Below are 16,906 nucleotides of genomic sequence, written 5' to 3'. Positions count from 1 at the left end.
TCGAAAATCAGCCAGGAGGATGATGATGAGTACGGGGGAATCGTCGACCGTCGAACAGTCGGTGGACCAGTGGCGGGACAAGAAGCGGCACCTGTGGCTCTTGGGCCTCATCCCGCCGACGGCTCTGTTTCTTGCGACCGCGCTGGTGGCCGGTTTCAATTGGATCGGCGCCGACGCCTTCGCTCCGGTCTGGTGGTGGATCGGACCGCTGCTCGTGTACGTGTTGCTGCCGATCCTCGATTTGTTCTTCGGGCCCGACGGGCAGAACCCGCCCGAGGAGCTGATGGATGAACTGGAAAACGACAAGTACTACCGCTACTGCACCTACGCCTACATCCCGTTCCAGCTGGCGAGCCTGACTTTTGCCTGCTACCTGTGGTCCGCCGACGACCTGAGCTGGCTGGGAATCGACGGTGGCCTCGGGCTCGTGTCGAAGCTGGGTCTCGCCCTGTCGATCGGTGTGATGGGCGGCATCGGCATCAACACCGCCCACGAACTCGGGCACAAGAAGGATTCGCTGGAGCGGTGGTTGTCGAAAATCACTCTCGCGCAGACGTTCTACGGACACTTCTATATCGAGCACAACCGCGGCCACCACGTGCGGGTGGCGACGCCGGACGATCCGGCCAGCTCCAAATATGGTGAGACCTTCTGGGCCTTCCTCCCGCGCAGTGTGTGGGGAAGTCTGAAGTCTGCGTGGAGCCTCGAACGCACCCGGATGCATCGACTGGACCGTTCGGCGTGGAACATTCGCAACGACGTACTCAACGCCTGGCTGATGTCGGTGATCCTATGGGGTGTCCTGACCGCGATCTTCGGCTGGCAGATCCTGCCGTTCCTGGTCATCCAGGCTGTCTTCGGCTTCTCGTTGCTCGAGACCGTCAACTACCTCGAACACTATGGCCTGTTGCGCCAGAAGACCGCCGGCGGTCGCTACGAACGCGCCCGTCCGGAACACAGCTGGAACTCCGATCACATCTGCACCAACATCTTTCTGTACCACCTGCAGCGGCACAGCGACCACCATGCGAACCCGACACGGCGCTATCAGACCCTGCGCAGCTTCGACGGCGCCCCCAATCTGCCGAGCGGCTACGCGAGCATGATCGGGCTGGCCTACTTCCCCCCACTATGGCGAAAGGTCATGGATCACAGGGTGATCGAGCACTACGAGGGCGACCTGTCGCGGGCCAACATCGTGCCGCGGCGGCGCGAGAAGATCCTCGCCGCCCACTCGCTGTCCACACCCGGTGATGCGAAGGGAACCAGGAGATGAGCGCGTATCGCTGCCCGGTCTGCGACTACGTCTACGACGAGACCGCCGGCGCGCCGCGTGAGGGATTTCCGGCCGGGACCGAGTGGGCGCAGATACCCGACGACTGGCCCTGCCCCGACTGCGGCGTCCGCGAGAAGATCGATTTCGAGGAGACGGTGTCACCATGGATTACAAGCTCTACGTCTGCATGCAGTGTGGATTCGAGTATGACGAGGCGAAAGGCTGGCCCGACGAGGGGATCGCCCCCGGGACCCGCTGGGAGGACATCCCCGACGACTGGACCTGCCCGGATTGCGGAGCCGCCAAATCGGACTTCTATATGGAGGAAGTGACCCGCTCGTGAACCCGGTGGCCGAGCGGGCCGTTACCCTGACCGACATGTCAGAGGTATCGGAATCCGCGTCGGCCATTGCGGAGTCTGCTGCGCCAATCCCGTTCGCGCAGGTCAGCAAACGACTGCTGCGCAACAGCGTCCTGGACGGAATGCGTGAGTTGCTGCGGTCGAAGGACTGGTCGGCGGTCACCATGGCCGATGTCGCGGCGGCCGCAGGGGTCAGTCGGCAGACCGTCTACAACGAGTTCCGTTCGCGGCAGGGGCTGGCCACGGCGTATGCACTCCGTCTGACCGATGAGTTCGTCGACCTGATCTCCGAAGCCGTGCTCGCCCACGAGGGTCAGGTCAAAACGGCTCTGGCAGAAGGTTTTTCGGATTTCTTTGCCTCTGCTGCCACCGATCCGCTGATCCAGTCGCTGCTGACCGGGCAGGCCAAGCCCGACCTGCTCCGGCTGATCACCACCGATGCCGGGCCGTTGATCGATCAGGCCAGCCACCGGATCAGTGAACTTCTGCAGCACAGCTGGGTGCGGGCCGACGAGACCGCGGCCGTGCGGATCGCTCGCGCAGTGGTCCGGATGGCACTGAGTTATGTGTCGATGCCACCGGAAGCCGATCGAGATGTCGCCGACGATCTGGCCGAGATCTTCGCCCCCGTCGTCGATGCCGCAGCCGGAGGTGGACCTTCTACGTCCACGGGTTAGCCTGATAGGCAACATTCAGTGGGACTTTGAGGAGTGGTATATGACATCGGTCCAGAACGGCCCGCTCATCGCGGACAGCCGCAACGGTATCGACTTCAAGGTGGCGGATCTTTCGCTGGCCGAATACGGCCGTAAGGAGATCGGGCTTGCGGAACACGAGATGCCGGGTCTGATGGCATTGCGTCGTGAGTATGCGGATGTGTTGCCGCTCAAGGGCGCTCGCGTCTCGGGCTCGCTGCACATGACCGTCCAGACCGCAGTGCTGATCGAGACGCTGGTCTCGCTGGGCGCGGAGGTGCGCTGGGCGTCCTGCAACATCTTCTCGACCCAGGACGAAGCCGCTGCCGCGATCGTCGTCGGGCCGTACGGCACCGTCGACGAGCCCAAGGGTGTTCCGGTCTTCGCGTGGAAGGGTGAATCCCTCGAGGAGTACTGGTGGGCTGCCGAGCAGATGCTCACCTGGCCCGGTGAACCGGCCAACATGATTCTCGACGACGGCGGCGACGCGACCATGCTGGTCCTGCGCGGCGCCCAGTTCGAAAAGGCGGGCGTTGTACCGCCGGTCGACGAGAACGACTCGGCCGAGTACAAGGTCTTCCTGGCACTGCTGCGCGAGCGGTTCGAGAGCGACAAGACCAAGTGGTCCACGATCGCCGACTCGATCCAGGGCGTCACCGAAGAGACCACCACCGGCGTCCTGCGGCTCTACCAGTTCGCTGCTTCCGGCGAATTGGTGTTCCCGGCGATCAACGTCAATGACTCGGTCACCAAGAGCAAGTTCGACAACAAGTACGGCACGCGGCACTCGCTGGTCGACGGAATCAACCGCGGCACCGACGTCCTCATCGGTGGCAAGAAGGTGCTGATCTGCGGCTACGGCGATGTCGGCAAGGGTTGCGCAGAATCGCTGGCCGGCCAGGGCGCACGTGTCCAGGTCACCGAGATCGATCCGATCAACGCACTGCAGGCACTGATGGACGGTTTTGACGTCGTCACGGTCGAAGAGGCCGTCGCGAACGCCGACATCATCATCACCTCGACAGGCAACCTCGGCATCATCACCTTCGACCACATGAAGCAGATGAAGCACCAGGCGATCCTGGGCAACATCGGTCACTTCGACAACGAGATCGACATGGCCGGCCTCGAGTCGTCCACGGAGGTGAAGCGGATCAACATCAAGCCGCAGGTCGATCAGTGGATCTTCCCCGACGGCAAGTCGATCATCGTTCTGTCCGAAGGTCGCCTGCTGAACCTGGGCAACGCCACCGGCCACCCGTCGTTTGTGATGAGCAACAGCTTCTCCAACCAGGTGATCGCCCAGATCGAGCTGTGGACCAAGAACGACGAGTACGACAACGAGGTCTACCGGCTGCCCAAGGCACTGGACGAGAAGGTCGCCAAGATCCACGTCGAAGCACTCGGTGGCACGCTGACCAAGCTCACCAAAGAGCAGGCCGAATACATCGGCGTCGACGTCGAGGGCCCGTACAAGCCCGAGCACTACCGCTACTGATTTCTAGAACCACCGGAAATGGTGGGTTCCGGCGAGCATTCATGCATGACATGGTCGAGGTCCGCCTCCGGCTGCGTCTCCTGGTGACGCTCGCCCGAACCCACCATTTTCGGGTTTGTGGGGCTATCCGGTGATGATGTCGTCGTCTTCGGTCGGCGTCTGGATCAGGCTCGGACAGAAGCGCCATTCACCGTCTTCCTTCTTGAATGACCAGGTGATGTCGCCGCTGTCGTCTTCGATCGACATCACACCCTCGACGGTGCCGACCTGCCCGTCGACCACCACATCCTGAACATCGATGGATGCCGAGATGGGCCCGTTCTCGTCGAAGAGGTCCTGATATCCGGCGGTGGATTCCGTGCGTGAGTCGGCTTCGCAGGCCATCTGGTGCAGGCCTACCGCGTCCTGTTCGTTGATCAGTTCGACGCGCATTTCGGCGGCGGCCGCAACGTCGTCCTCGTCTGGGGATGCGCCCGGGCTCTTCTCGGCGGAAGAACTCGTGGACGGGTCGGCGACCACCTCATTGTCGGTGCTCTCGTTGCCACCACCGAGTACGGCCACGGTGATCACCACACCCAGGACAACCACGAGGGTGGCGACGATCGCCCCGATGATCAGGCCGTTGTGGTTCTTCCTCGGCGGTTGCGGGGGTGGCGCGCGCCAGCCGCCGGACTGACCCGGTTGCCCCGAGTGCGGCGAGCCATAACCGGGCGCCGGTCCCCACGGACCCGGCTGTGGTTGCTGCAGGGGTGGTTGTTGCGGTCCCCGGTGCTGTGGATATTGACGTGGGTCGGGGTTCGGCCGCCCGAAAGGACCCGCCGGTGGATAGGTCAAGAATTCCTCCCCGCAGGGTCGACGATATGCGTCCGGCTCACTGTCAGATCTCGCGGGTGTCGCAGATCTTCCAGGTTTCCAGTCGATTCTCCATGGTGAAGGTGAATTGACTGGTCTTGACCGGGCTCTGGTCGGCCGGGTCGACATAGGTCAGTGACACGGTGGCCTCGCCGGTGTCGCCGTTGACCATGATGCCGGTCACGGAGTTCAGTTGCATGTCGTTCAGTTCGACGCTGGTGTCCGATTGGAGGTCGCGGATGATGTCCTGCTCGGCCCCGCAGGTGACCGCCAGCGCGGTGTCCCAGTCGGCGTCGCTGAACGCGATGGTGTACGTCCGGATCGCATCCTCGATCTGCTGTTCGGCCTCTTCCTCAGATGACTGTGACGTGGTGGTCGGCAGTACCGGGTCGGCCTTGGGATCGGAGTCGCTGCCGAGGGTCACGAACAGAACCACTGCGAGGACCACCACAACCACTGCGGCGGCGGCGATCCCGATGATCCACGGTGTCTTGCTCGGTGGCTTGGGTCCGGTCGGTGGGGGACCGTATCCGGCCGGTCCCGCTCCACCGGGTCCGGCCGGTCCCGCTCCACCAGGTCCGGCCGGTGGTGGCGTGGTGGCTCCGTAACCGGTGCCGTAGCCCGTTCCGTAGCCGGTGCCATATCCGGTGCCGGACTGATCCGGCCGATACTCGGCAGTCGGCTCATACTGCGGAGGCTGGTTCTGGGGTGGCTGGTTCTGGGGTGGTTGGGTCTGACCCCAATCGGGTCCGGCTCCCGGAGACCCGGACCAGGTGGGTTCGGATCCGGTCTGTCCACCCCACGTCGGTTCTGACGGGGACTGGTCGCCCCTACCCGGTTGATTCGGTCCGCGGTCCGGGCCCTGGCCCCATCCCGAGTTGTCCGGGTTGTCACCGGATCCGGATGGACCGTTGGGTGGTTGCGTCATGGAGACCTCCGAGCGGGATCAGGCAGGCAGGATGAGGACGGTCGGGACAGGGCGGTGGGTGGGTACGGGGTGAGTTCGCTGACTGCGAACTTTACGTCGCGAGGACGACACCGAACACCTCATCGTGCCCACGCCGCGTACGTGTCGCCGCGCGGTTGTCCGTTCGTTCAGAGGGGGCAACGGATGATCAAAGATATCGAGTGAACTGTTGCAGATCGTTCTGTTGGCACATCTTCCAGCCGGTTTCCTCGCGCTTGAAATACGAGACGGACTGTGGCGGTGTCGACAGCGCCTCGTTCCCGGTGCCGGAGACAGTCAGTGTGACGCTTGCGGTGGCCAGATCCGCCGGCGATGAACCGATGAACCGAATGTCGGTTATCCGGGCGACATCTACTGTGCTCCCGGAGTCGGCGGGACCCAGGGTGTCGATGATCAGTGCGCCGATCGGACCGCTCTCGGCGCAGTACGTGAGTTGCAGCGCGGCCGGGTCGCGGTTGTTGAGCGCGGTGATCTGACGGTGGACGAGTTCTTCGATCTGCGCGGAGTCGCTCGGCGGACCGCCGCGAAGGCCGAAGGCCATCCAGAGGAGCACGATGTTGACGAGCAGGACACCAGCTGTGATCGCCGCGATGGGCCGCACGGGCACCGGTGCGGTGGAGTGAGATCCGTGATGGTGGCCGACATGGACCGGGAGATGGATCATCAAGACCTCCCATCCGACTGCGACTATCCCCAGACGCTAGCGATAGGTGGTGGCTAAACCGGGCACGTCACGGTCGGCGTTACGTTCTCTTGATGGGGTTGTGACCAAATCCGCTGAATCTCAGATGGATATGAGCCGATCGGCCAGATCGGGGTCGGGTTCGGTACCAAGTCGTGACCATGGAGACATCCAGCCCCGGTCGGCCAGACCGCGGTAGACCAGCGCCGTGCGTTCCTGCAGAACGTGATCGCGTTCGTAGTGGTCGCGGGTGCGCGAGACGTCGGTCGCGGCGCGCGACTTGGCCCGGTCGATCGCAAGTTCGGTCGGCACGTCGAGCAGTAGGTGGTGGTCGGGTACGGCCAGGCCGAAACGCCCGAACTCGAGAGCGGTCACCCATTCGACCACTTCGCCATCGTCGCCTTGCCCGAGACGGGCCGCACTGTACGCGGCATTCGATGCGACATACCGGTCGAGGATCACGGCGTCGTTGGCGGACAACAACTTCCGTAGTTCCGCATCGGCGTCTTTGCGATCGAGCGCGAACAGCAACGCCATTGCGTTCACGCTCGACCTCAGATCGCCGTGCTCGCCGTGCAGTGCCTCGGCTGCGATGTCGGCGGTCACTGATTCGGAATACCTGGGGAAGGTGATGGTCGCGACGCGATAACCCTCTGCGGCCCAACGGTTTACGAGTCCCGACACCAGGGTGTGTTTACCGGCGCCGTCCAAGCCCTCTACTGCGATCAATACGCCCACACCGTCGAGACTAACTGTCTTGGGAAGCGGGGTGCCACAGCCCAGGTGACGAAAGTCGGCGCGTCACGCACACATTGCAACGATTCGGTGACACGATGTGGAAATGAAACCCAGGATTCTGGTTGTGGACGATGATGCAGCATTGGCGGAGATGCTCACCATCGTGTTGCGCGGAGAGGGCTTTGAGCCTTTTGTCGTCGGCGACGGCACCCAGGCCCTCACCGCAGTCCGGGAGATCCGGCCGGATCTGGTGTTGCTCGACCTGATGTTGCCCGGCATGAACGGCATCGACGTGTGCCGCGTATTGCGCGCGGATTCCGGTGTTCCGATTGTGATGCTGACGGCGAAGTCGGACACCGTGGACGTTGTCCTCGGGCTCGAGTCCGGCGCCGACGACTACATGGTCAAGCCGTTCAAGCCGAAGGAACTGGTGGCCCGCGTGCGCGCCCGGTTGCGGCGCACCGAGGACGAACCTGCCGAGTTACTTGCCATCGGGCCCATCGAGATCGACGTCCCGGCGCACAAGGTGACCCGCGATGGCGTGCCCATCTCGCTGACGCCGCTCGAGTTCGACCTCCTGGTCGCCCTGGCGCGCAAGCCGCGGCAGGTGTTCACCCGCGACGTGCTGCTCGAGCAGGTGTGGGGCTACCGCCATCCGGCGGATACTAGGCTGGTCAATGTGCACGTGCAGCGCCTGCGGGCCAAAGTCGAGACAGATCCGGAGAACCCTGAAGTGGTTCTCACCGTGAGGGGGGTCGGCTACAAGGCCGGACCGCCGTGATCGGACGCCCACGGCGCCGCATCAATGGGACGTTCGGACCGGCGATGCGCCGGGTGGGCTCGGTCGGCAGGTTCGTCGCCCAGATGTGGCGGCGGTCCCTGCAGTTGCGAGTGGTCGTGTCGACCCTCGTGTTGTCGTTTGTGGTCGTGTTGATCCTCGCGTTTGTGCTCACCAGTCAGATCACCGACCGTCTGCTCGACCTCAAGCTCCAGGCCGCGACCGAGCAACTCGAGCGCACCCGACTCGCCGTCGAACGTGATCTGACGGGAGCCGACGCGGATGCATCGCTGCAAAACCGTCTGCGCCAGACCCGGTCGATCCTGACTGACACGGGCATCGATTCGGGTGAGACCTCGGGTTCTGTCGGTACGTTCGACACGGTGTTGCTGGTGCCGAGTTCTGGCCCGACCGGACCCACCGGTGTCGGCTCGATCGGCGAGATCCCCGAGAACCTGCGTTCGATGGTTCAGGGCGGTCAGATCGCGTATCGGTATTCGTCGGTCACCGGATCGAATGGTCAGCAGATTCCGGCGCTGATCATCGGCACCCCGACCAACACCGACATCCCCGGTCTCGAGCTGTATCTGGTCTTTCCACTGACGAATGAGGAGAGCACCGTCTCCCTGGTCCGCGGCACGATCTTCACCGGTTTCCTGGTGTTGCTCGGTCTGCTGGCCGCGATCGCCATTCTGGTGTCCCGTCAGGTGGTGATCCCGGTCCGTTCGGCGTCGCGGATCGCTGTCCGCTTCGCCGACGGCAGACTGAACGAGCGAATGCCGGTGCGTGGCGAGGACGATATGGCCCGGCTCGCCATGTCCTTCAACGACATGGCCGAAAGCCTGTCGAAACAGATTTCCCACCTCGAAGAGTTCGGTGGGTTGCAGCGGCAGTTCACCTCCGACGTCTCCCATGAATTGCGGACCCCGTTGACCACGGTCCGGATGGCCGCCGACGTCCTTTACGAGAGTCGCGAAGACCTCGAACCAGTTCTGAAGCGATCCGTCGAACTGCTCGATATGGAACTCGAACGGTTCGAGACCCTGCTCGGCGAACTGTTGGAGATCTCCCGCCACGATGCCGGCGTCGCCGAGCTGTCGGCGGACAGGCTGAACATGACGATCCCGATCGATGCCGCGGTGAAGACCGTGCGGCACCTCGCCGAAGAGACCAACACCGAGCTGATCCTGGATCTCCCGGACGACCCGATCATCGCCGAGGTCGACCCTCGGCGGGTGGAGCGGATCTTGCGCAACCTGCTGGCCAACGCGATCGATCACGGCGATCAGCAGCCGGTGACGCTGACCATGCGCACGGATGGGGACGCGGTGGCCATCACCGTGCGCGACCGGGGCATCGGTCTGCGTCCGGGTGAGGAAAAGCTGGTGTTCAATCGATTCTGGCGGTCCGACCCGTCCCGCTTCCGCCGCTCCGGCGGTACCGGCCTGGGGTTGGCCATCAGCGTCGAGGACGCAAGACTTCATCAGGGCCGGCTCGAGGCCTGGGGTGAACCGGGCAACGGTGCCTGCTTCCGGTTGACCCTGCCACTCGTGCGCGGCCACAAGGTGCTGGGCAGCCCGCTGCCGCTCAAACCTCCGGGTTCGCGTCGCGCACCCCGGGATCCGGGGGCCTCCGGTGAGTGAGGGGCAGAAGGTGGCAGCCGATGGGCAAAGGCGACGTGAGATGACGATGGGCCGTGTGATGCGTCGGCGCGCTGGTCGTCGCCGACTCTGCGCCGGGTTGGTGATGGGGATCCTGGTATCGCTGTTGTCGGCCTGCGTCTCGATTCCGAACAATTCCAGCCCGCAGCCGCTCGGATCGCTCGAGCGCCGGCAGCCGACCACCAACGTCCCGACGCCGGGTCCCGGGATGGACCCGGAGGCGCTGGTCCGGGGCTACCTCAAAGCCTCCGCGCAACCTGGTTCGGATCATCTCGCGGCCCGGCAGTTCCTGACCAAGGACGCTTCCGATACGTGGGACGACCAGGGTGGCGCACTGCTGCTCGACGAGATCAACGTCCTGTCCGACGCCCGCACCGACGACACGATCACCGTCCGGGTCAACGGCGAGAACACCGGCGTACTCCATCCGAGCGGGCAGCTCATCCCGAGTTCGGGACGCATCGAGATCCGGTTGTCGTTGACCAGGGTCGACGGTGAGTGGCGGATCAACGGGCCATTGCCGGCCGGCGTGATCATGGACCGCGAACAGTTCGAGGCGTCGTACCGGCCGCACGTGCTCTATTTCCCGAGCAACGACGATCAGCATCTGGTCGCCGACCCCCGCTGGTTCTACTCGGGCAGCGACCAATTGGCCGATCAGCTGGTCGGGGCGCTGATCGCCGGACCTGTTGACGACCTCCGCGGTGCTGTCACGAATGAGTTCCCGGCCCGGTCGTCGTTGCGTGGATCGATCGAGTCGCTCACCGGGGGCGGCATCCGGATCGACCTGGTCGGTCTGAGCGCGCTCGGTGGTGCCGAGCGTAATCGCCTGGCGGCGCAGATCATCTGGACGCTCAGTGATGCCGACATCAGCGGCCCGTACGTGATCGATGCCGACGGCGCGCCGTTGAACGAGCGTTACGCGGGTGGATGGCAGACAAAGGACGTGGAGTCGCTCAATCCGCATCCACCGAGCAGTCCGGTGGGCCTGCACGTCGTGCAGGGCGGTTCGTTCCAGCTCGTCGCGGATGATGCCCTGACACCGGTCCCGGGTGCGTTGGGCGAGACCCGGGATCTGACCTCGGCCGACCTCTCGGCGGACGGCGGGCGGGTGGCAGCGGTGTCGCGGAACCCCGCACCGGGCCCGGCGCCGGCGTTGGCGCTCTCGATCGGTGACTATGGTGCCGGTGTGACACCCGTGATCGAGGGCGAGCGGATCACGCGACCCTCTTTTGCCGGTGATTCGCAAACAGTGTGGGCGGTCGTCGACGAGACGCGGGTCACACAGATCACGCAGATGTCGGGCAATAGTCAGGTCACCGAGAAAGAAGTCGATTCGTCGGCGATCCGGGCAGTGGCACAGGGCCCGATCACCGAGTTGCAGGTGTCCCCGGACGGCGCACGCGCCGCGCTGATCGTCGGTGGCCAGGTGGTGCTCGCGATCATCGAGGACAGTGCCGACGGCAGACTGCTGCTGTCGAACCCGCTGGGTGCGGAGGCCCTGAACATCGTCGGCGCGGTGTCGCTGGACTGGTTGAGCAGCGAGAAACTGGTGGTCGGGCGCAGCTCGACCGAGGGACCGGTGGTGCAGCTACGGATCGACGGGATGCCGCCGGGAGCGTTGCCCAGTGGCAACCTGACCCCGCCGGTGACGGCCGTTGCCGCAAGTCCGTCGACCATCTACGCGGCCGACAGTCGAGGTGTCCTGCGCCTCGGTGGGACCAGTGATGAGCCGGACCAGTATTGGAGCGAGGTTCCGCCGACGATGGGCTCGGCGGCAATACCTGTTCTGCCACATTAGTTTCCTGCACCACGCGGACTGCCGGACCACGATCCGGTGTGCCTGTGGAGAGGGCGGCGATCTGTGGACAGGTCTGCTCGGCGACGGCGGGCCGGGTGCCCCGGGGGCGCGCCGTCCGGGCATCATTTCCGACCATGGTCGAGCGGGTGTGGCCGGCACTCGTTGATCTGGTGGTTCCGTTGCAGTGCGGTGGATGCGCCAGACCCGGGACCCGGTGGTGTCGTACGTGCGCCCGGGAGATCGCCGATGCGCCGATCGAGGTTCGGACCCGGGTGGCATTGCCTGTGCCTGCGTACGCGCTGGGGCGGTACTCCGGTGTCCGCCGGCAGGCGATCCTCGAGCTCAAGGAGCGCGGCCGCAGCGACCTGTCCGTCCCGTTGGGCCGGGCTGTGGCCACGGCGCTGCTGGCACTCGACCGCTGGTCTGAACTACCCGCTGCCGAACGTCTGTTGCTGATCCCGGCACCGACCAGACGGATGTCGGCGCGGCGTCGTGGAGGTGATCCGGTGACGGCGATCGCCGGCTCCGCGGCCCGTGCGCTGGGTGGCCGGGTCGAGGTGACGCCGCTGCTCGTGACGTCGATGTGGGCGCGTGACTCGGCGCACCTGTCGGCAGGCGAGCGCGGTGACAATCTCACCGGCGCGATCCGGATCCGCCGCAGCGTTCGCAGCCGCTTCTCGGCGGTTTGCGGCCTTGATGCCGCGGTTGTCCTGCTCGACGACGTGCTGACGACCGGGGCGACCGTGGCCGAGTCCGTCTCGGTTCTGGCGAATGCCGGCGTCGAGGTGCACCTCGTGCTGGTGATCGCTGCCGCGTGATCGCCGGGGTGTGGCCCCGACCGCGGCGAAACGATGTGCTGGCCAAAGCCATTCGGACAAAGCGAAACGTCGCTCGATCGGATGACCGGCGGGAACGCGTCGATGAACGCGCAGGGACGAAACTGTGGCGAACAGTTGGCCGGGGGACTACGGTCGGAGGTGCGTCAGTTAGCCGCACAAAGGTTGCCGAAGTCAGAGGCGACCGGGGGAGGTGAGAGCCCAACTCACAGACCGGTTGCCCGAGTGTGCGCGCTGCGGGGACCGGGATCTTTGTTCACCGATCCAGGAGGTATCGCAAGTGACAACAAGCGTCGGCAAAACAGCCGTTTCCGAATCTGTTGAAAGCGCGGATTCCAGCACGAGTCCCGACACCACCACCCGAACCGACCCGTTTGATCCCGGCATATACGTCCGAACCGACTCGTCCGAAGAACTCTCCCGCCCTGACGCCGAAGTGCAGGTCAGTGGCCGCAACGTCGAAATCCCCAACCACTTCCGCATACATGTGATGGACAAACTGTCCCGGGTGGAACGGTTCGATCCGAGGATCTTCCGGTTTGATGTCGAACTTCACCACGAGCGAAATCGCCGTCAGTCCAAGATCTGTCAACGACTCGAGATCACCGCACGGGGCAAAGGCCCGGTGGTCCGAGGAGAGGCTTGCGCTGACAACTTCTACGCCGCACTCGATGCCGCATTGTCCAAACTGGAATCGCGGCTCCGCCGGACCAAAGATCGTCGTAAGGTCCACCACGGTCTCAGAACACCCATTTCTGTGGCCGAAGCCACCGCAGCGGCCGATCCGTCGCTGAACGGTAATGCCCCGGCGCAACAGAGCGCCGAAGACCGCTGGGCCGACCACAATCCGGAAGCAGCGGGTCCAGGACAGATCATCCGGGTGAAAGACCACCCTGCTGATCCGATGTCCGTCGACGACGCCCTTTACGAGATGGAATTGGTCGGACATGACTTCTTCCTCTTCCACGACAAGGAATCAGACAAACCGACCGTCGTCTACCGCAGGCATGCGTTCGATTACGGCCTGATCCGCCTCGCCTGAGAGGGCGGCGGGGCCGTTGATTCGCCTCGCGTGACTCGGTCGACCGAGTCGCTGGCTACCATGGAGTCCGACCTGCGGGAATCTGTAGGTCGGATTTCGTGTGTAGTCGACCGGATAGAGGGAATTACCAGTGCTCAACAAGCTGCTGCGCGTCGGCGAAGGCCGGATGGTCAAACGCCTGGATGCCATCGCTACGCATGTGGAGACGCTCGACAAAGAGACCGAAGCCCTGTCAGACGGGGAACTCCGTGCGAAGACCGACGAGTTCAAGGAACGGTTCATCGCCGGCGAGACCCTCGATGAATTGCTGCCCGAGGCCTTTGCCGTAGCCCGTGAAGCCGCGTGGCGGGTGCTTTCGCAGAAACACTTCCACGTCCAGATCATGGGCGGCGCCGCCCTGCACTTCGGCAACATCGCCGAGATGAAGACCGGTGAGGGCAAAACCCTGACCTGTGTGCTCCCGGCCTACCTCAATGCACTTGCCGGTGAAGGCGTCCACGTCGTCACGGTCAATGATTACCTGGCCAAGCGTGACTCCGAGTGGATGGGTCGCGTCCACCGGTTCCTGGGTCTGGACACCGCGGTGATCCTGACCGGGATGACACCGGCCGCGCGTCGTGAGGCCTACGCCGCCGACATCACCTATGGCACCAACAACGAATTCGGTTTCGACTACCTCCGCGACAACATGGCGCATTCGCTCGGCGATCTGGTCCAGCGTGGCCACGCGTTCGCGATCGTGGACGAGGTCGACTCGATCCTCATCGACGAGGCGCGGACCCCGCTGATCATCTCGGGCCCGACCGATTCCTCGAGCAAGTGGTATGCCGAATTCGCCCGCATCGCACCGCTTTTGAAGAAAGACGTCCACTACGAGGTGGATATCCGCAAGCGGACCATCGGTGTGCACGAAGAGGGTGTCGAGTTCGTCGAGGACCAGTTGGGCATCGACAATCTGTATGAGGCCGCCAACTCGCCGCTGGTGAGTTACCTCAACAACTCGATCAAGGTCAAAGAGCTCTTCGAACGCGACAAGGATTACATCGTCCGAAACGGCGAGGTCCTGATCGTCGACGAGTTCACCGGCCGCGTGCTGGACGGTCGTCGCTTCAACGAGGGGCTTCACCAGGCCCTCGAGGCCAAAGAGCGGGTCGAGATCAAGGCCGAGAACCAGACGCTGGCCACCATCACCCTCCAGAACTACTTCCGCATGTACGAGAAGTTGTCGGGGATGACCGGTACCGCACAGACCGAGGCCGCCGAGCTCGACCAGATCTACAAGTTGGGTGTGCTCCCGATCCCGACGAACAAGCCGATGCTCCGGACGGATCAGACCGACCTGATCTACAAGACCGAAGAAGCCAAGTTCGACGCGGTGGTCGACGACATCACCGAACGGCATGAGAAGGGCCAGCCGGTCCTGATCGGTACCACCAGCGTGGAACGGTCGGAGTACCTGGCGCGTCAGCTCAAGAAGCGTGGCATTCCGCACAACGTGCTCAACGCGAAGTTCCACGAGCAGGAAGCGCAGATCATCGCCGAGGCGGGTCGAAGTGGCGCGGTCACCGTTGCCACCAACATGGCCGGTCGCGGTACCGACGTCGTGCTCGGTGGTAACCCGGACATCCTGGCCGACATCCGCCTGCGTAAGGCGGGTCTGGACCCGGTGGAGACCCCGGAAGAGTACGAGGCCGCCTGGGATGAGGTGATCGCTGCGGTCAAGGCCGAGGTTGCCGAAGACGCGGAGAAGGTCAAGGAGTTCGGCGGTCTGTACGTCCTGGGCACCGAGCGGCACGAATCGCGTCGTATCGACGACCAGCTGCGTGGCCGCTCCGGTCGACAGGGTGATCCGGGTGAGTCGCGGTTCTACCTGTCGCTCGGTGACGAGTTGATGCGCCGCTTCAACGGGGCCGCGCTCGAATCGATCATGAACCGGGTGAACCTTCCCGACGACGTCCCGATCGAGGCCAAGATGGTCACCAAGGCCATCCGCAGCGCGCAGACCCAGGTCGAGCAGCAGAACTTCGAGGTCCGCAAGAACGTCCTCAAGTACGACGAGGTGATGAACCAGCAGCGCAAGGTCATCTACGCCGAGCGCCGCACGATTCTCGAGGGCGAGGATCACAGCGAGCAGGTCAAGCGGATGATCGACGATGTCGTCGGCGCATATGTGGATGGCGCCACGTCGGAGGGCTACACCGAGGACTGGGATCTGGACCAGCTCTGGACGGCCATGAAGACGCTCTATCCGATCGAGCTCGACTACAAGGAGCTGCTCGAGGAGGACGAGTTCGGTGAGCGCAAGGACCTCCCGGCCGAGGAACTGCGCGAAATCCTGGTGACGGATGCCCACGAGGCCTACGACAAGCGGGAAGAACAGATCAAGTCGATTGCCGGTGACACGGCCATGCGTCAGCTCGAACGGACCATCCTGCTGAGCGTTCTCGACCGGAAGTGGCGCGATCACCTCTATGAGATGGACTACCTGCGTGAAGGTATCCACCTGCGGTCCATGGCACAGCGCGACCCGGTGGTCGAGTACCAGCGCGAAGGTTTCGACATGTTCACGGGCATGCTCGAAGGCCTGAAAGAGGAGTCGATCGGGTTCCTGTTCAACGTCAGTGTCGAGGCCACCCCGGCCCCCGTAGCGGCCCAGCCGGCCGCGGCGGCGGTACCGCCGGCGAAGGCTCCTGCCGCGCCGGCTCCGCTGCCCACCGAGCAGGCCGCCCCTGTCCGTACGGCTGCTCCGGCGGCGTTGCGGGCCAAGGGTATCGACGAGGGTTCGGGCAACGCGGGCCTGACGTACAGCGGCCCGTCCGAGACCGGTGGTACGACCGTCCGTCGTTCCGGTGCGGCCTCGGACGGACAGTCGGGCACCCGCAAGGAGCGGCGTGCAGCCGCCCGTGCCGGAACGAAGGGCGACGCCCCGAAACCCCCGAAGGCCCGCCGCAGGCGCTGACACCGCGGCGCTGACAACGTAGCGCTTGAAAACCCGGATACCGCCGTTCTGTTCCGAAAGGAACCAGGAACGGGCAGTACGCGTCGTACTGCTGGTATCCGGGTTTTCCGGCTATCGGGCCGGCGTCGCCGGTCCTGCCGGACACGGCCCGGGGGGGCGCCATGACAACCACGGATATCGCCGAGATCGGCTGCGGCGGAAGTGAAGCCGGTGAGATCGGGGAGAGCGGTGGAGATCCGGGGGCGGGCGGGGGCCTGCGGATCAGCCGGGTGCCCAACAGTGAGCCGCCGCCACTCGGTCTCCGATCACCGCTGTCTGTCACGTTGGATCCTGTTGCACCGGTACGGACTTCGGTACCGCCGCCGGACCCCATCGATGTGGGATTGCGCCGGTTCGCGATCAGCGCGACAACGGTGCTGCTCGAGTTGATGGGAGGGCGGCGGCCCGTTGCGCATCTCAGCGGTGTCGCGTTGCCGCATATCGTCGATCAGTTCCGGGTGCTGCTCGCCGCCGACCTCGCTCGCGGGCCGGCCTGCACATTGCTGCGGTTGCACACCCAGCACCCGGGCCCGGACGTCGCCGAGATCACGGTTGTGTACAGCCGGGGTGAGAGGGTCCAGGCGATGGGCGCCCGGGTGGAGCGCCGCCTGATGACCGTCCGCCCCACCACGCCCGGCGGCCGGAGGCGCAAAGAGCGGCGATGTGTCCTGGTGTCGGTCAGCGTTGGCTGATCTCTGCTGCGCGTCAGAGGTTCGCGGCG

At 64.5% G+C, this 16,906-nt stretch carries 15 protein-coding genes and 1 pseudogene; 12 read left to right on the top strand and 4 right to left on the bottom strand.

The genetic code is table 11. The annotated features are described in order from the left end of the window. The first annotated feature begins 25 nt into the window (after window positions 1-25). From H290_RS0123740 to ahcY, 5 genes and pseudogenes are all read left to right on the top strand, one after another. Window positions 26-1,276 carry an alkane 1-monooxygenase gene (locus tag H290_RS0123740; RefSeq protein WP_028463622.1) on the top strand — a complete coding sequence of 417 codons (1,251 nt, stop codon included), beginning with the start codon at window positions 26-28 and terminating at the stop codon, window positions 1,274-1,276. Then, a pseudogene (locus H290_RS30940) lies at window positions 1,273-1,428 on the top strand (rubredoxin); the annotation flags it as partial. The gene H290_RS0123740 and the pseudogene H290_RS30940, both read left to right, overlap by 4 nt. Before the next feature lie 11 nt (window positions 1,429-1,439). Beyond that, window positions 1,440-1,619, top strand: coding sequence for a rubredoxin (locus H290_RS0123735; protein WP_020109345.1), 180 nt, complete (start codon window positions 1,440-1,442; stop codon window positions 1,617-1,619). A 35-nt stretch (window positions 1,620-1,654) separates the two neighbouring features. After that, window positions 1,655-2,314 carry a TetR/AcrR family transcriptional regulator gene (locus tag H290_RS0123730; protein ID WP_028463621.1) on the top strand — a complete coding sequence of 220 codons (660 nt, stop codon included), beginning with the start codon at window positions 1,655-1,657 and terminating at the stop codon, window positions 2,312-2,314. Between the two features lie 40 nt (window positions 2,315-2,354). Then, complete coding sequence (gene ahcY, locus H290_RS0123725; RefSeq protein WP_020109343.1) at window positions 2,355-3,830, top strand: adenosylhomocysteinase; 1,476 nt, start codon at window positions 2,355-2,357, stop codon at window positions 3,828-3,830. 123 nt (window positions 3,831-3,953) lie between these two features. On the opposite strand, the gene H290_RS0123720 is transcribed toward ahcY, so the two are convergent. The 4 genes from H290_RS0123720 to H290_RS0123705 form a co-directional block, all read right to left on the bottom strand. Then, window positions 3,954-4,664, bottom strand: coding sequence for a hypothetical protein (locus H290_RS0123720; RefSeq protein WP_155977007.1), 711 nt, complete (start codon window positions 4,662-4,664; stop codon window positions 3,954-3,956). Between the two features lie 43 nt (window positions 4,665-4,707). Further along, window positions 4,708-5,610 carry a hypothetical protein gene (locus tag H290_RS30400; RefSeq protein ID WP_020109341.1) on the bottom strand — a complete coding sequence of 301 codons (903 nt, stop codon included), beginning with the start codon at window positions 5,608-5,610 and terminating at the stop codon, window positions 4,708-4,710. A 187-nt stretch (window positions 5,611-5,797) separates the two neighbouring features. Further along, complete coding sequence (locus tag H290_RS0123710; RefSeq protein WP_020109340.1) at window positions 5,798-6,313, bottom strand: nuclear transport factor 2 family protein; 516 nt, start codon at window positions 6,311-6,313, stop codon at window positions 5,798-5,800. 120 nt (window positions 6,314-6,433) lie between these two features. Then, the gene (locus tag H290_RS0123705) at window positions 6,434-7,069 is read right to left on the bottom strand and encodes a dTMP kinase (protein WP_028463620.1); all 636 of its coding nucleotides are present in this window, start codon (window positions 7,067-7,069) and stop codon (window positions 6,434-6,436) included. A gap of 103 nt (window positions 7,070-7,172) precedes the next feature. On the opposite strand from H290_RS0123705, the gene mtrA reads away from it, so the two are divergent. The 7 genes from mtrA to H290_RS30395 all read left to right on the top strand — a co-directional run bounded on the left by mtrA (window position 7,173) and on the right by H290_RS30395 (window position 16,877). Further along, a complete protein-coding gene (mtrA, locus tag H290_RS0123700; RefSeq protein WP_020109338.1) occupies window positions 7,173-7,850 on the top strand; it encodes an MtrAB system response regulator MtrA in 678 nt (225 codons plus the stop codon). Continuing rightward, on the top strand, window positions 7,847-9,490 hold the full coding sequence (gene mtrB / locus H290_RS0123695; RefSeq protein ID WP_020109337.1) for an MtrAB system histidine kinase MtrB: 1,644 nt from the start codon (window positions 7,847-7,849) through the stop codon (window positions 9,488-9,490). The genes mtrA and mtrB overlap by 4 nt, the downstream gene beginning before the upstream one ends. A 40-nt stretch (window positions 9,491-9,530) precedes the next feature. Continuing rightward, entirely contained in the window at window positions 9,531-11,309 is a 1,779-nt protein-coding gene (gene lpqB, locus H290_RS0123690; protein WP_231373820.1) for an MtrAB system accessory lipoprotein LpqB, read from the top strand. Between the two features lie 134 nt (window positions 11,310-11,443). After that, complete coding sequence (locus H290_RS0123685; protein ID WP_020109335.1) at window positions 11,444-12,127, top strand: ComF family protein; 684 nt, start codon at window positions 11,444-11,446, stop codon at window positions 12,125-12,127. Between the two features lie 403 nt (window positions 12,128-12,530). Next, window positions 12,531-13,187: a ribosome hibernation-promoting factor, HPF/YfiA family gene (gene hpf, locus H290_RS0123680; RefSeq protein ID WP_028463618.1), complete on the top strand. Its 657-nt coding sequence runs from the start codon at window positions 12,531-12,533 to the stop codon at window positions 13,185-13,187. 130 nt (window positions 13,188-13,317) lie between these two features. Next, complete coding sequence (secA, locus tag H290_RS0123675; RefSeq protein WP_020109333.1) at window positions 13,318-16,146, top strand: preprotein translocase subunit SecA; 2,829 nt, start codon at window positions 13,318-13,320, stop codon at window positions 16,144-16,146. 161 nt (window positions 16,147-16,307) lie between these two features. Next, complete coding sequence (locus H290_RS30395; protein WP_020109332.1) at window positions 16,308-16,877, top strand: Rv3235 family protein; 570 nt, start codon at window positions 16,308-16,310, stop codon at window positions 16,875-16,877. The last annotated feature ends 29 nt before the right edge of the window (window positions 16,878-16,906 follow it).

It is taken from the genome of Nocardia sp. 348MFTsu5.1 (assembly GCF_000383535.1).
Lineage (GTDB): Bacteria > Actinomycetota > Actinomycetes > Mycobacteriales > Mycobacteriaceae > Williamsia > Williamsia faeni.
Note: the sequence above shows the minus strand (reverse complement) of the source record. Positions and strands in the feature narration are given on the sequence as shown.

Excerpts from the sequence above, each read along its gene's own strand:
- H290_RS0123740 (WP_028463622.1), top strand. The coding sequence starts at position 26 with ATGAGTACGGGGGAATCGTCGACCGTCGAACAGTCGGTGGACCAGTGG.
- H290_RS0123735 (WP_020109345.1), top strand. The coding sequence starts at position 1,440 with ATGGATTACAAGCTCTACGTCTGCATGCAGTGTGGATTCGAGTATGAC.
- H290_RS0123730 (WP_028463621.1), top strand. The coding sequence starts at position 1,655 with ATGTCAGAGGTATCGGAATCCGCGTCGGCCATTGCGGAGTCTGCTGCG.
- ahcY (WP_020109343.1), top strand. The coding sequence starts at position 2,355 with ATGACATCGGTCCAGAACGGCCCGCTCATCGCGGACAGCCGCAACGGT.
- H290_RS30400 (WP_020109341.1), bottom strand. The coding sequence starts at position 5,610 with ATGACGCAACCACCCAACGGTCCATCCGGATCCGGTGACAACCCGGAC.
- H290_RS0123710 (WP_020109340.1), bottom strand. The coding sequence starts at position 6,313 with ATGATCCATCTCCCGGTCCATGTCGGCCACCATCACGGATCTCACTCC.
- mtrA (WP_020109338.1), top strand. The coding sequence starts at position 7,173 with ATGAAACCCAGGATTCTGGTTGTGGACGATGATGCAGCATTGGCGGAG.
- lpqB (WP_231373820.1), top strand. The coding sequence starts at position 9,531 with ATGACGATGGGCCGTGTGATGCGTCGGCGCGCTGGTCGTCGCCGACTC.
- H290_RS0123685 (WP_020109335.1), top strand. The coding sequence starts at position 11,444 with ATGGTCGAGCGGGTGTGGCCGGCACTCGTTGATCTGGTGGTTCCGTTG.
- H290_RS30395 (WP_020109332.1), top strand. The coding sequence starts at position 16,308 with ATGACAACCACGGATATCGCCGAGATCGGCTGCGGCGGAAGTGAAGCC.